The sequence below is a fragment of the Gammaproteobacteria bacterium genome (assembly GCA_009845905.1).
Classification (GTDB): domain Bacteria; phylum Pseudomonadota; class Gammaproteobacteria; order Steroidobacterales; family Foliamicaceae; genus Foliamicus.
The window spans coordinates 114,984-128,882 of sequence record VXYS01000004.1 but is presented as its reverse complement, the minus strand read 5'-3'; the positions used below and the strand labels follow the sequence as shown (position 1 = coordinate 128,882).

The window sequence follows — 13,899 nt, the reverse complement described above, 5'->3', positions numbered from 1 at the left end:
CGTTACGCGTTACCGGAATGCCGCAACAGGCGGGATGTCGATCATTGTCTTCAGGCCGGGCGGCGCACTGATGGCGCGGGGAACGACGTTCACTACGGCCGACGCGGTGGCCAGATCGCCGTGCACGCCGCCCTTTATGACGACATCCAGGTCCGGCAGTCCCTTGATGTACACAGCGTCATGAGGCCCTTCCGCGCCAATGTATGCGTTGAATTCGAGACGAATAATTTCGGCGCCGGCGATAAGGCCGTTCGCTACCTGCCTCACGCCCGCCACCTGTCCCGCCGCAACCGACAAGTCCTTGCTGCTCACTTCATGATCGGCCACGACCGGCTCTATGGTCTCGACTACATCGTCCAGATGCAAACCGAGACCGGCTGCGATCATGGCCACCGATTCAGGCAGCCCTACGTGCCGAATGTGCCCGTCGGCGACGCGTTGCTGAAATTCGCCGACGCTGAGCCCCGCGCCGATCTTCTTCTGGAACGGCAGGCGACGATGCGCTGCGTCCTGCACCCGGATGCAGACCACCGATTCGACGTCCTGCAGGATGCCGGTCATGAAGACCGGCCAGACATCCATGAGAAATCCGGGGTTCACTCCGTTGGCGAGCACCGTCGCGTCGTGCCGCATCGCAAGGTCGTCGAGCTTCCGTGACAGTTTCGGGTGATGGAAAAAAGGGTATGACATCTCCTCGCAGGTGGAGACGATGTCCACGCCGAAATCCAGTATCTGCTCGAATTGAGGCATCACCTGTTCCAGCGACGAACCCGTAGCGTGCAACACGATGTCGGGGTTTGTCTGCTCAATCGTGCTGCGCGCATCATTGGAGATTTTCATTCCATTCAGTTTTCGATCTTCAACAATCTCACCGATGTCGTGACCTGAAAAGGCCGGATCCACAGCGCCGACGATTTCAATGCTGGATCTCGATGCCGCCAGCCTTGCGATGCTGCGGCCGATCGGCCCACAGCCCAGCTGCACGGCTTTGATGCGTTCAATCATGGTGTGAGCTCCATTGGCATTGAGAACGTAAGAATGCCTGTTAGCGTTATGGTTAGCCAATTCCAAATGTTCGCCCGCATATAGACGGCGGTATTGGCCGGCGCCGGCGACTCGTAGAATTCCATGTCGCATGCGTGTTGCAACCGACCGACCTTACGCACGGAGTATCTGATGAGAACCGGATTTTGTCTCACCCGGGCACGGCTTGTTTCGCTGGCCGCTCTCGCGCTTTTCGCACAAGACTTCGCATTGGCCGAGGACAAGGAAGGCCCCTACAACATCGCCAGGGATGCGTACATCGTTCGATACAACGACGTGTTTCTGCCGGTCGTATCTTCGAGCGCGATGGTCTCGACGCAAAGCGACTTCGCCACGCGGGTCGGTATCGATATCCTCAACCGTGAGGGCAACGCCATTGACGCGGCGGTGGCTGTGGGCTTCGCCCTGGCCGTCACGCTTCCCCGCGCGGGCAACATCGGCGGCGGTGGCTTCATGGTCGTGCACGATGCCGCGACCAACGAATCCTACACCGTTGATTACCGGGAGACGGCGCCCTCCGGGGTCACAGCCGGCGATTTCCTCGACGAGCAGGGCGAAAAGCTGGACAGCTCCCGATTCGACTGGCCTGCCGTCGGCGTCCCCGGCACGGTCGCCGGTCTGCACAAAGCCTGGCAACAGGGAGGCTCGCTGGCCTGGAGTGACTTGCTGGCCCCCGCCATCCGTCTTGCCGAGGAGGGTTTTACCGTCAATCACGATCTGGCGGAGTTGCTTGCGTCCAAGAAGGAGTGGCTGACGCAAAACCAGGCGACGGCAGACTCGCTGTACCAGGCCGGAGGCGAGCCGTACGCGGCCGGTGACGTCATGCGGCGGCCGGCGCTAGCCCGCACGCTGCGTCTGATCGCCGAGAAGGGACCGGACGTGTTCTATCGCGGTGAAGTCGCCGAGCAAATCGTCTCGGACATGGAACGTTTCGGGGGCCATATCGACCGGCGCGACCTGGAGGAATACGAAGCAATCATCCGTCGCCCGATACGAGGCAACTATCGCGGCTACGAAATCGTCTCGATGCCGCCCCCAAGCTCGGGAGGCATCGCCATCGTGGAAGCGCTCAACATTCTGGAGAATTTTCCGCTGCAGGGCTGGGGCTACTCGGCGCAGTCCGTGCATGTCCTGGCCGAAGCCATGCGATTGACGTTTGCGGACCGTGGCAACTACATGGCGGACCCCGCCTTTTTCGACGTGCCGGTGAGCGAGCTGACGGACAAGGGCTACGCGGCTGAGAGGGCCTCGCACATTCGCCTGGACCGCGCCACGCCATCGGCGGTGATCAACGGTGGGCTGGCGCCTTTCGACGAAGGCAGTTCGACAACACACTATTCGATCGTTGACGCGAACGGTACGGCGGTGTCGAACACCTACACCCTGTCGTCCTCCTTTGGTGCGGGGCTGACGATATCGGACACCGGCATTCTCCTGAACAACCAGATTCATACGTTTTCCGTCAGGGCCGGCATCGAAGGCGCCGAAGGTTTCATCGCCAGCCAGGCGAACAGGGTAGAGGAGGGCAAGCGGCCGGTCAGTTCACAGTCACCGACCATCGTAATGAAGGACGGCAAGGTGTTTCTCGTCGTGGGGAGCCCCGATGGGAGCCGCATCATCACGGCCGTCATTCAGATGATCGTGAACGTCATCGACTTCGGGATGAACATTGCCGAAGCCACCAATCAGCGTCGAATTCACCATCAGTGGATTCCCGATATCCTGGAGGTCGAACCCGGGTTCAATCTCGATACGCTCGCACTTCTCGAATCGCGAGGGCACACTATTGAACAGTCCTTCAACATGGGAAGCACCCAGTCCATTCAAGTGGGAACTCACTACCTTTTCGGAGCATCCGACCCCCGTCGCCCGAACGCGCTTACATTGGGAACCGAATGAGCCAAAAGAAAATCCGGAAGGCATCATTGCGCCTTCCGGGTTTTCGGCTGCCAATGCCGGCGGGTGTTACTGAAACCGCCTGCTGAAACTCAGGTAGACATATTGCGCGCGGTTGGTGTGCAATTCGCCTTCGAATCCAAACGACTCCGATGCAAGCGGGGGATCCTCGTCGAAAACATTGGTGATTCCGAGACGGATCGCGCTTCCCGCACCAAGCAGGTCGTAACGCGCCGCGTGAACATTAACGACGGTCATCGACTCGACCGTCATGAAGTCGCCATTCGAATTCGTTACCGACGGTTCGAACACGTCGCTTACGTAGGAAGCGAATGCGCCGACTTCCCAGAGTGAGTTGTTGCTGCCCCAACGCGCGCTGAAGGTGGCCCGCCGCTCCGGGAAGAACTCCCGCCGGATCAGAGACCCGACAGTCGCTCCGAGCACGCTCGGGTTTGCCCCTGCTTCCACCAGTCGCGCCGCGTTTCCGCCGGCTTCCTGGTCAAAGTCCTTGAGTTCGGCCCAGTTCAGCCGGAAGTCAAAGGCGCCGACGGGCGATTCCAGCGCATAGATGACCTGGACATCGTAGCCGTTCACCTTTCTTGTGTTGAGGTTCTCATAGCGACGCACGACCCTCAGGATTTCGCCGAGCGGATTGTCCGCATCCGGCACGTCGCGAAACACGGCGGGATTTGAGCTGCCTTCGGCGCGCAGCACCGCGTCGAGGCGCGACTCGTTCTCGTCGGTGAACACGCCCACGGCGCCGGTCGATTCGATCTCCCACCAGTCCAGCGTAACTGTAAGGCCGTCCGTGGGCGTCAACACGATACCGATACTCGTCTGCTCGCTTTCCTCCGGCCTCAGCGCCGCGTTGCCCGAGGTTTCCAGAATGTAGTTGCCGTTGGCCGGGCCGCTGTTCAGGTCGCCGGTGCCGAGCAGTATGCCCTCGGCAAAATCCTGTATCGAGGTCGTGATGGACGTTCCCGGCGAGTTCAGCTGAATCAGATTCGGCGCCCGGAAGCCCTCCGAGTAGGAGCCCCGCAACCGCAGCCACCCGCTGGGAAACCACGAAAGTGCGATCTTCGGGCGGGTTATGTTGCCGACGTCGCTGAAGTCCTCGAAGCGGGCAGCGACCTGGGCTTCAACGATCGGCACTCCTTCACTGTTCGCCACAAGTGGAATCAGGAGTTCCGCGTACAAGGACGAAACATCCCGGTCCGCGGCAACGTCCGGCCGGACGCTGCTGCCCTCGAGGCTGCTGAGATTGGTCACCTGACCGGGCCCGAGGCTCGGATTCAGCGGATCGATGTAGGGCATGGAGCCGTCGAAGATCGAACTGTTGTCCTCGTCTAGGTCCTCGCTCCGGAATTCGGCGCCCACCGCGATACCAACCTCACCGGCCGGCAACGAAAACAGGTCCGGCCTCGAAGCCCGAAAGTCGACGGCCGTTAGCGTAGTAGTGACGTCCCGTGATGCGCTGACCAGGAAAGGATCGATACTGGACTGCGGGTTCGGGGTGGAGTCGATGGTGCTGGTCGTATCGTTCGGATTGACGCCGGTAAAAATGTTGTAGGCGGCCGGGGTGTCCAGCATCATCTGCGCCTGAAAAAGCGGCGTGCTTATGCGATTGCTGGCGGTGTCGTCCACGCGCGCCTCGCTGTGCCAGACGGCGGTATCGATATCCCAGTCTCCCAGGTTGCCCTGCAGACCCGCCAACATTCGATAGCTGGAGCTCTCGACCTCAACACGTCTGGGCCCCAGATCGACCGGCCGATGACCGGTGAGCCGAAAGCCAAGGCCCTCCGCCGGGACGATGGACGTGTCCAGGCCGGGCAGCCGGTTCGGGTTCGGACGGCCGTCGGCGAACGTCACCGGGCCGAACGGGTTCCAGTAGTAGTCCGCCGGCACGAAGAACCGCCCATTGCTCAGGATCGCGGCCTGCTCCCAGACGCGATTGACTTCCGAATAGTAGTAGGCCCCTTCGCCGTAGAGTTCCCAACCGTTGTCCAGATCATGGCTGAGGCGGGCATAAAGATTGATTCGATCGACATCCGGCGTCAGCGACTTGACTTCATTGCGGTTGGGACGCAGGGCGCGGTCCTGGCCGCTCGAGTCCAGGCACAAGTCCTGCACGCCGTCGTTATAAACGAGGTCCGCGCCGGCAAGTCCCCGGCCACCGCAATCGGCTACTCCGAGCATGCCGCCGTTGTCCCTCACCATGTTCGCAGGACGTACGTGGAACGAGCCCAGGCCCGTGAAACTCACGAGAGAATGGGGCTCCAGGCTGGAACGCCCGTCGAGGCTCGTGTCCGATCTGAACTCTTCCGGCGCTCGCGATCGATTGTCCTGCGTCATTGAATACGATTTCTCCGAGGCGAGTACGCCGGTGCTGGTCATGTAGCTTCCGGAAAGCAACAGGTGCGTGTTGCCGCCGCCCAGTTCGAAGCCGATCGCACCGTTTATCGACAGATCGTCCCGGCCGGTGCCGTTCTCGGCGCCATAGCGAATCGAAACCTCCGAGCCGTCGAACGTGTCGTCAAGGACGTAGTTGACAACGCCCGCAACGGCGTCAGCTCCGTACAGCGAACTCGCGCCGTCGCGAAGCACTTCCACCCGGTTGAGACCGGCGATCGGCAGGGTGTTGGCGTTTGGCGACGCAACGGGCACGCCGAAAGCCGTACTGGTCTGCGTAATGGGGTGCAGTACCATCCGCCTGCCGTTAATCAGAACCAGCGTATTGCCTTCGCCCAGGCTTCTCAGATTGAACGATGCGACATCTCCCCGGGCCGCGTTGACGCCCGTGATGCCGCCCCGGACATGCGTCATGCCGATTGAGCCGAACTGCGGGATAGCCCTTAGGAGCTCATCGCCAATCTCGGCGCCGGTTGCCCGAATGTCTTCGAAGTCCATCACCGTTACCGGCAACAGCCCTCCCACATCGGCGCCCTCGATGTGCGTCCCGGTGACAACGATCTCCTCGAGGGCCGTGTCCGTGGCTTCCTCCTCCTGCGCATTGGCCGTTTGGACCGCCAGTGCCGTAAGGCCGAACGTCAGCAGCACTTCGATGAGACGGACTGCTTTCCTGGAGTGTTTCGATAACAAAAACAACATCGGTATTCCCCTGCGTTTCCAGCGTTGGAACGATTACGCATTCGGGCTCATTTGATGCGGAATCGCGCCACTCAAGTATCAACCCGAGGCATGGGGTTGGCAAATTCCAATCGAGCGTCAGGATATAACCGGGGGTAATGTCTGAAACTACTGCTTTTTAGGGATGAGTTTGCCGGTCAAGACGAAGTGTCCCTCATTTGCAGATGCCGATGAGGCCGTGTATAACCTCGGGGAATCCACGCTCAGCATCGGGTTGCCATGAGATTGCGCCACGCCGAAGTGTTTCACGCCGTCTACTCAAGCGGTTCCATAACGGCCGCTGCCAGGGTCCTCAATGTCACGCAGCCATCCGTCAGCAAAGTGCTGGCGCACGCGGAACAGGTTCTGGGATATGCGCTGTTCGAGCGCGTTCGGGGCGCATTGATACCCACGCCCGAAGCGCATCGGCTGTTCAAGAGCGTCTCGACCGTGTACCAGAATATGGAGCAGCTTCGACGCCTGGCGCGAAATCTACAGTCGTCCGACGAATCCCGGATTCGCGTCGCCGCCACGCCGGCATTCGGCCTCCAGTTGCTGCCATCCACAGTTTCGTCTTTTCTCCTTGCCCACGGCAAGACGGCGTTCGGAATTGAAACGCTTCACTACGAGGAGATGGCGCTGGCTCTCGAGGAACAGCGCATCGATATCGGCCTGGCATTCGATCCGCCGTCGAAACCGGGCCTGGGCATCGACGAAATCGCTACTGCCGAGTTCGTGGTGCTGGCGCCGGTGCATTTGAAAATATCCGACAAGGCGGTCGTGAACATCCGGGACCTGGGTAATCTTCCGTTCATCAAGCTCAGCGGCAGGAGCCCTCTCGGGCAGGTGCTGACCAGGCGGCTGGAAGACCGCAGCACGGAATTCAAGACTATCGTGACCTGCGATACCTACCATGTCGCCAAATCGCTGGTGGCCGATGGGACCGGGATTACCATCGTTGACGAGATCACGGCATTGTCGGCGGGCCATGATGATGTCAAGATCTGGCGTCTGGCCCCCACGATTCAGTTTCCGATTTCGGTCATCCATGCGGATTTCCGGCCGCTGTCCATGATGGCCCGTCAGTTCGTCGAACACCTGCAGATCAGAACGCGAGAGTTCCTGGGTCGAGGCGACAGCTGAGCCCTTTGTTCGTCCCTCTCCTCGTGGGAGCGTTGGAGCATGGACAGCGAGAATCGAGCCAGGATGGCGTCTCCAACGAGGAGAGGGACGAACAAAGGGCGAGGGAGCACAAAAGGCGAGGAAGCACGAACGGCACACTAGCTGCGGTCGTTTCTCTTCCGCAAGACGATTCCGGGAAGGATGCCCGTGTAACTTCCTTTATCGACGACGAGCTGACCGTTGACGATGGAGTAGACGAGCCCTTCCGACAGCCTGTTCCAGGCCGCAAACGTCGCCACCGGCGCAAACGTTTCCGGATCGAACGCGACCACGTCGGCCACGTATCCGATCTCGATCCGTCCCCGCCCGGCGAGGCCGAACGTTTCCGCGGCCAGTCCCGAGCTGCGATAAAGAAAATCCTCCAGCGAGATGAGTTGTTCTTCGAGCACGTAATCCCTGTACTTCTTCGGAAAACTTGCGTACTTACGCGGATGGCCGTCCGTCCCGTCGGACGAGGTCATGACCCATTTCTGTTGCATGAAGGCCCTGATGTCATCGGCATGCATGTTGAAAGACGCGACTCGCGTGGATCCTTCGGTCATGATGTCCACGGCCGTGTCGATCGGGTCCTCGCCGCGTTCGCCCGCTATATCGGCCAGCGTCTTGCCGACGATATCCGGGTTGTCCGCCGCGACGATCAATAACGAATCCGGACCCCCTCGGCGGCGCAGGTTCTCCTGCATCTCCGGGCGGATTTTCGCCAGGATCCGGGGGTCCCGAAGTCGTTCGAAGTAATCCGTTCCGGCGCCGGCCAGAACGGCTCGGGGGAGCAGCGTGTTGCGCAGATGAGTGCCTGACGCCGACCATGGATACTGGTCCGCCGTGACCCGTTGCCCGGCTTTTCGCGCCTGCTCCATCCTTTCGATGACCCTGGCGCTTTCGCCCCAGACGTCGACGCCGAGAGCCTTGATGTGCGCGATGTTGACGGGAATCCGCGCTTCGCGCCCGATGCGAAGCGCCTCGTCGATTGCGGCAATCAATCCAATGTTGTAGGTGCTCTCGTCGCGGACGTGAGTGTCGTAGATGCCGCCGTACTCGGCGGCCACCCGTGCAAGCGCGATGACTTCCTCCGTGTCGGCGAAGTAGCCCGGCACGTAGTAGAGTCCGGTCGACAGGCCCAGCGCACCGCTTTCCATGGCCTTGGCGACGAGGCTCTTCATTTGCGCGAGCTCCTCTGCGGTTGGCGCCCGGTATGCACCCGCCATCACGCTGTTTCGGAGGCTGCCGTGGCCGACGTACAGGGCCGCATTGGTACCGATGCCGTTGGAGTTCAGATGCTCGATCGTCTCCTCGAGCGAGGCGGGGCCTTCACCGTCGTTACCCGTGAAAACCGTCGTAACGCCTTGCATCAGGTAGTTCAGATTGCTGTTTGCCGCCGCACTGCGTAGCTCGGTGAGCGCATGTGTGTGCGGATCGATGAATCCCGGCGCCACGATGAGACCCGTTGCATCGAGGCGCCGCCGGGCATCGACCCCGTCTTCGTGAGCATTCCCGATGTAGGCGATTTCGCCGTTGCGAATGCCGACATCGACCGACTCGAAGGCTCCTCCTGCGCCGCCTCGATAAACCGATCCGTTGAGGAGCAGAATGTCGAAGCCGGGCGCGCCGCTCGGTGCGTTCGTGGATTCTCCGCAACCGCCGAGGGTCAGCAGACCGGAAAGCAGGATCAGAGGCAAGCGGATTGAATCCGTGTTCACCGCGCGCTTGTCTCCCTGAAAGGCATCTGCTCTTCCTCTTTTCGCCCGGCGTCCCGCCGGGACCGGGGTCGCGTCAGGCGAGCGCGGTTTCGAACAGGACGAGCAGGCGACTCCAGGCCCGTTCGGCCTGCGCTTCGTTATAGACCGAAGAGTCCGGCGGGCACCAGCCGTGCAGCGCCCCCTCATAGACCTCGATCTCAGCGGGTAGTCCGGCGGCCGCGAAGGTTTCGCGCAACACGTTCTTCGCTTCGGGATCGCTTTCGTCGTCGTTCTCGGCGACGGCGAACAGGTAGTGCGCGTTCATTTCGCCAACGAGCAGGTGCGGGCTGTCCGGGCTGTCGGTCACGAGCCCGCCGCCGTGGAAGGAGGCGCCGGCGCCGATACGGTCGGAGCGCGCCCAGGCTGTGCGCATCGTCATCGGGCCGCCCATGCAGTAACCGGTCGTGCCCATCCTGCGGTCCGGATCGACGGCCGCCTGGGCGTCGAGGAAATCGACAAAGGCCCGCGCGTCGGTGATATGGGTTTCGGCGCTGAGCTGTTGATAGAGCGGAAATACCGTGTTCCTGACCGACTCGTCCTGAAAGGTCGCTCCTTCGGGCACGACCGGCGCCCGCGCCGAGCGGTAGAAGGGATTGACCACGAGGACCGAGTAGCCCGACTCGGCGAGCCGCCGGCCCATCTGCCTGAACGCCGGGCGCAGGCCCAGGATGTCCGGCCACACCAGGACGCCGGGATGGCGTCCGGACGCGGGATGTACGAAATAGCAGTCCGCGACGCCGTCGGGCGTGGTGACTTCGACGTCCTGCTCGGTGACCTCCTGCGCGTCGGCTGCCCGTGGCAGCAGCATCGCCAGCCCGGCCCCGGCCGAAAGCGCGTTGAACCTGCGCCGGCTCAGCTCGTTCCTGTTATTCAGATACTTGCGGGATTCCCTGTATGTCCGGTCATCGCACATGACTTCCTCCTCGTGGCCGTTTCGGGCTAGCTCAGGTCGTTGATGATGTTCTCGATCAATTCGGTGCGGGCCTTGAGACGGGCGGCCGTTTCGCCCTGCGAAGGCGAATAGGATTCGATGTCCTCGCGCGACAGCACGTTTTGATCGGCAAGCAGGGCCTCGTGCGTGCCGAGCCGGTCGCGCAGCACGCAGATTTCCATCGCCAGCCGCCAGATGACCGCTACCAGCTGATCGGGGTTCAGTTCCTGGATCTGGCGCGGCCGCGGCAGCTTGTGGGGCCGCGCGGCATCGGCGCCGGGGGTTGTCGTCACGCCTTGACCCCGCCGAATATGAAGTAATGGCCCGAACCCAGCGGGTCGTATTCGGCAAAGACATGCCGCGGGTCGAAGCCGCCGTCGATCACGGCCTGGCGGACATCGGTATCGGCAAAGCCGGTCCAGAACGGTTCGCCGTTGTTGACGACCTGCCAGTGGTTGGTGACCTGCTTGGTCATCGTCAAACGTTGGGGCTGATAGGGCACATCGGCATTCAGGAAGATCCCGCCGGGCGCCAGCAGGCGATGGGCCTCGGCCATGATGCCGGACAGCACATCGTGCCAGGTTTCGTGGAACATGATGTGCGAGACGATCAGGTCGAACCGGCCGTCGGCGAAACCGGTCTCGCTTGCGCAGGCCTGCCTGTAGTTGATCGCCAGTCCCTTGTCTTCGGCCCAGACGTGCGCGAACCGCAGAAAAGGCGCGGACAGATCCACGCCCCACACGTCCGCAGTCGGAAAAGCCTGCTTGTAGGCAATCGTGTGGACGCCGACGCCGCAACCCATGTCGAGCACGGAACCGGGATCGACATCGGGAAACCGGCGCCCTAGCGCGCCAAGGAGGAATTTGCCCATCCCCGGGTCGCCGACCTCGTCGCCTTCCGACAGGCCCTTGGCGGCGCGATAGAGTTCGCCCGTGCCCATGTAATCCATGCCCAGGCGCAGGCTGGTATCGTCCGCTTGCCCGAAATAGCCGCCCGGCTGGCGATGAATCTCCACGCGACGGATGGGATCCGGGGGAACGAAACCTTCGTCCAGTTCGAGACGGCCTTGCGGTCCCTGTGTCGCCAGTGTCTGCCGCCGCGCCTCAAATTCCGGCAACAGCCGATCGCAGGTTTCGCCCACCGTCTCCCACATCAAATTCTGGGACGTGTACACCGAGCTGCCCCAAAGCTGGTACAGGTGGTCCTCGCGAAACGCTTCGGTACCCTCGGTGCGGTTCTCCGGTTCGCGCCCGCGTGCCTCGACATATGCGTGTTTGAGGTTTTCCTCGTAGTGACCCGCAAGGCGCGCTTCCAGCGGGCCGTTCAGGTAACCTTTCAATGCGCCTACGAATGCGTGCCTGGCCCCCTCGTCATGGGTGGGGCGGTAAACGTCCTTCAGTGTCGGTTTCTGCATGTTCGCGGTCCCCGGTCAATGCGTGTATCCCCTGTGCCCTAAGGCTATACAGAATCGGCGCTGTTGGCTAGTGCCGGCGGCAAGACGGCACGGTCAGTCCATGGAAATCCCTTTTTGACGGGAATAGGGCAAAATCCGCCCTTCAGCAGCGATTCGTTTGGGACTTTGCGAAGGAGAAAACTATGAAGTGCGTGCAGTTGACGGCGTCCGGCCTGGAGAACCTGGAGGTCGTTTCGGCCGCGGCGCCGGAGCCCGGGCCGGGCGAGGTGCGTGTGCGTATGCAGGCAGCGGCGATCAACTACCGGGACTTCATGATCTGCGCCGGCATCTACGGCGGCGGGAAGGAATACCCGCTGATTCCGTTGTCCGACGGGGCAGGGGAGGTCGAATCGGTCGGCTCCGACGTCACGGATTTTCAGCCGGGGGACCGCGTCATGACGGTGTTCTGGCAGGACTGGGAGTCGCAGCCGGTGCGACCCGGCGTTCGTACCCGCACCAGCGGATGCGAGGCGCCGGGGGCGCTCACCGAATTGGGCGTGTTTCCGGAATCGGCATTGCTGCCCGTGCCCGACGAAATGAGCATCGAAACGGCGGCGTCGCTGGCCTGCGCGGGCGTGACCGCCTGGACTGCGCTGCATTGCGGCGGTCCGGTGGGGCCGGACTCGAAGGTTTTGCTGCTGGGCACCGGCGGGGTATCCATCTTTGCACTGCAGATCGCGAAGGCCTTCGGAGCGACCGCGGTCATCACTTCCTCCAGCGACGAGAAGCTGGAGCGCGCCAGGGAATTGGGCGCGGATGAAACGATCAACTACAGGCAGACGCCCGAGTGGGGGGCGGAAGCCTTCCAACGCGCCGGAGGCGGCGTAGACGTGGTGGTGGAGACCGGCGGCATGGGCACGCTGGGGCAATCGCTGCAGGCCCTTGGGTTGGGCGGCTCGATCGGGGTCCTGGGCGCGTTGGGCGGCGTCAGCGCCGAGTTGAACGCGATGGGCCTGATCGGAAAATGCGCCGGAATTCATGGGATTACGGTCGGCGCTCGCGACGACCACCGGGCATTGAGCGCTCACCTGGTCGAGCACGGCATTTCCGCCGTGATCGATCGCGAGTATTCCCTGCCGGAAGGCCCGGAGGCCATCGGGTCGATCACCCGAGGCGAGCATTTCGGCAAGCTGCTTGTGAGAATCAGTTAAAAACCGCGATGCTTGCGGCGCAGGGGCTGACTCTCTGGCGCGGGGAACGGCGCCTTTTCCACGAACTGTCCTTCAGTCTCGCGCCTGGTGCGCTATTGCTGCTGAAGGGACCGAACGGTTCGGGCAAGACCTCGTTGTTGCGCGCCCTGGCGGGCCTGCTGCCGCTGGAATCGGGGACCGTCGAGCTGAACGGCGTCGGGTTCAGGAGCGATCCTGTGCGCTATCTGCGCAGCCTGGGGTGGCTGGGCCACAAGGACGGAGTCAAGCCGGAATTGAGCGTGCGCCGCAACCTGGCCTTTACGCTGCGGCTTGCGGGATCGTCGGGGCGGGAGGACGAACTGCTTGAGAAGGCGGGCCTGAGCGGTCTGGAGGAGCGGACTGCCTCGCAACTGTCGTATGGCCAGCGCCGGCGGTTGGCGCTGGCCGGTCTGATCGGTGCCGGGCCGCCACTATGGTTGCTGGACGAGCCGGATGCCAACCTGGATGCGAAGGGCAGGGAGTGGTTGCAGCACGAGCTCGGCTCGCATCTCGGCGGTGGTGGTTGTGCGGTGTTGGCGGGGCATCGTCTGGATTGGGATTTCCCGGGCCCGGTCGCGCAATTGCTTCTTGGGGTCGGCAGATGAGCATCTGGCTGACTGTTCTGCAGCATGAATTCTTGATCTACTTCAAGAAATGGATACATATCATTATTAATGTTGCATTTTTCCTTATCTCCACTTCCCTTTTTTCAATCGTCGCGGGACTGGAGCCGGAGCTGCTTGCGCAGTGGGGCGCGGGTGTGATCTGGGTGGTGGCCTTTCTCTCGATGCTACTGGCCATGCCGTTGTTGTTTCAGCCGGACCGGGACGACGGGACACTGGACCTGATGCTCCTGAGTACGGTCGATCCGGCCTGGCTGGCGTTGGCCAAGGCCGTCGCCAACTGGTGCGTGTTCGGGCTGCCGCTTGTGGTTCTGTCGCCGCTGCTGGCGGCCAGCTACGGAATGGAAGGAACGGCGCTGCTGGTCCTCCCGGCGACGCTGGCGCTGGGGACGCCGGCGCTGATCCTGCTGGCGACCGTGGCTGCCGCCCTGACGGCGGGACTGCGCCGCGGCGTGGGTTTGCTGGCGCTGCTGGTCCTGCCGCTGGCATTGCCGGTCTTGCTGTTCGGCGTGCGCGGGACGGAGCTGGCGGTTGACGGTCTGCCGGCAAGCGCGCCGCTGATGATGCTCGGAGCGTTCCTGCTGGTGGCCGTGGGTCTTTTACCGTGGGCCGCGGGCGCTGCTCTGCGCGCCACTGTAAATTAAATGGAGGGAGGGCGTCCCACCCTCTCCGAAGCCGGGAAGCCGCGAGGGTCATCCCTCACTCCCGGTGTGGGGTGCGGGACGCCATCTCGCCCAGG

General features: G+C 62.4%; 11 protein-coding genes. 5 read left to right on the top strand and 6 right to left on the bottom strand.

The features are described from left to right. Nucleotides 1-9: 9 nt before the first annotated feature. Nucleotides 10-1,005 carry a dihydrodipicolinate reductase gene (locus F4036_02105; protein ID MYK36536.1) on the bottom strand — a complete coding sequence of 332 codons (996 nt, stop codon included), beginning with the start codon at nucleotides 1,003-1,005 and terminating at the stop codon, nucleotides 10-12. A gap of 171 nt (nucleotides 1,006-1,176) precedes the next feature. Between F4036_02105 and ggt the strand changes: the two genes are divergently transcribed. Then, a complete protein-coding gene (ggt, locus tag F4036_02100) occupies nucleotides 1,177-2,943 on the top strand; it encodes a gamma-glutamyltransferase (GenBank protein ID MYK36535.1) in 1,767 nt (588 codons plus the stop codon). Nucleotides 2,944-3,009: 66 nt separating this feature from the next. On the opposite strand, the gene F4036_02095 is transcribed toward ggt, so the two are convergent. Continuing rightward, a complete protein-coding gene (locus F4036_02095; GenBank protein MYK36534.1) occupies nucleotides 3,010-6,048 on the bottom strand; it encodes a TonB-dependent receptor in 3,039 nt (1,012 codons plus the stop codon). 258 nt (nucleotides 6,049-6,306) lie between these two features. On the opposite strand from F4036_02095, the gene F4036_02090 reads away from it, so the two are divergent. Then, nucleotides 6,307-7,209, top strand: a complete 903-nt coding sequence (locus F4036_02090; protein MYK36533.1) for a LysR family transcriptional regulator — start codon at nucleotides 6,307-6,309, stop codon at nucleotides 7,207-7,209. A gap of 137 nt (nucleotides 7,210-7,346) precedes the next feature. Here F4036_02090 and F4036_02085 read toward each other — a convergent pair whose 3' ends face one another. From F4036_02085 to F4036_02070, 4 genes are read right to left on the bottom strand one after another with little or no spacing between them, the layout of a single operon-like run. Beyond that, nucleotides 7,347-9,131 (bottom strand): amidohydrolase family protein, encoded by a 1,785-nt coding sequence (locus F4036_02085; GenBank protein ID MYK36532.1) that lies wholly within the window; start codon nucleotides 9,129-9,131, stop codon nucleotides 7,347-7,349. Next, nucleotides 9,019-9,897: a dienelactone hydrolase family protein gene (locus F4036_02080; GenBank protein ID MYK36531.1), complete on the bottom strand. Its 879-nt coding sequence runs from the start codon at nucleotides 9,895-9,897 to the stop codon at nucleotides 9,019-9,021. The genes F4036_02085 and F4036_02080 overlap by 113 nt, the downstream gene beginning before the upstream one ends. 26 nt (nucleotides 9,898-9,923) lie before the next feature. Continuing rightward, nucleotides 9,924-10,208, bottom strand: a complete 285-nt coding sequence (locus tag F4036_02075) for a hypothetical protein (GenBank protein ID MYK36530.1) — start codon at nucleotides 10,206-10,208, stop codon at nucleotides 9,924-9,926. After that, nucleotides 10,205-11,329 carry a methyltransferase domain-containing protein gene (locus tag F4036_02070; GenBank protein ID MYK36529.1) on the bottom strand — a complete coding sequence of 375 codons (1,125 nt, stop codon included), beginning with the start codon at nucleotides 11,327-11,329 and terminating at the stop codon, nucleotides 10,205-10,207. The genes F4036_02075 and F4036_02070 overlap by 4 nt, the downstream gene beginning before the upstream one ends. 182 nt (nucleotides 11,330-11,511) lie before the next feature. On the opposite strand from F4036_02070, the gene F4036_02065 reads away from it, so the two are divergent. The 3 genes from F4036_02065 to ccmB are packed head-to-tail and all read left to right on the top strand — an operon-like array spanning nucleotide 11,512 to nucleotide 13,804. After that, complete coding sequence (locus tag F4036_02065; GenBank protein ID MYK36528.1) at nucleotides 11,512-12,519, top strand: NAD(P)-dependent alcohol dehydrogenase; 1,008 nt, start codon at nucleotides 11,512-11,514, stop codon at nucleotides 12,517-12,519. 8 nt (nucleotides 12,520-12,527) lie between these two features. Next, nucleotides 12,528-13,142 carry a heme ABC exporter ATP-binding protein CcmA gene (gene ccmA / locus F4036_02060; GenBank protein ID MYK36527.1) on the top strand — a complete coding sequence of 205 codons (615 nt, stop codon included), beginning with the start codon at nucleotides 12,528-12,530 and terminating at the stop codon, nucleotides 13,140-13,142. Further along, a complete protein-coding gene (gene ccmB / locus F4036_02055) occupies nucleotides 12,971-13,804 on the top strand; it encodes a heme exporter protein CcmB (protein MYK36526.1) in 834 nt (277 codons plus the stop codon). The genes ccmA and ccmB overlap by 172 nt, the downstream gene beginning before the upstream one ends. Nucleotides 13,805-13,899 lie beyond the last annotated feature (95 nt).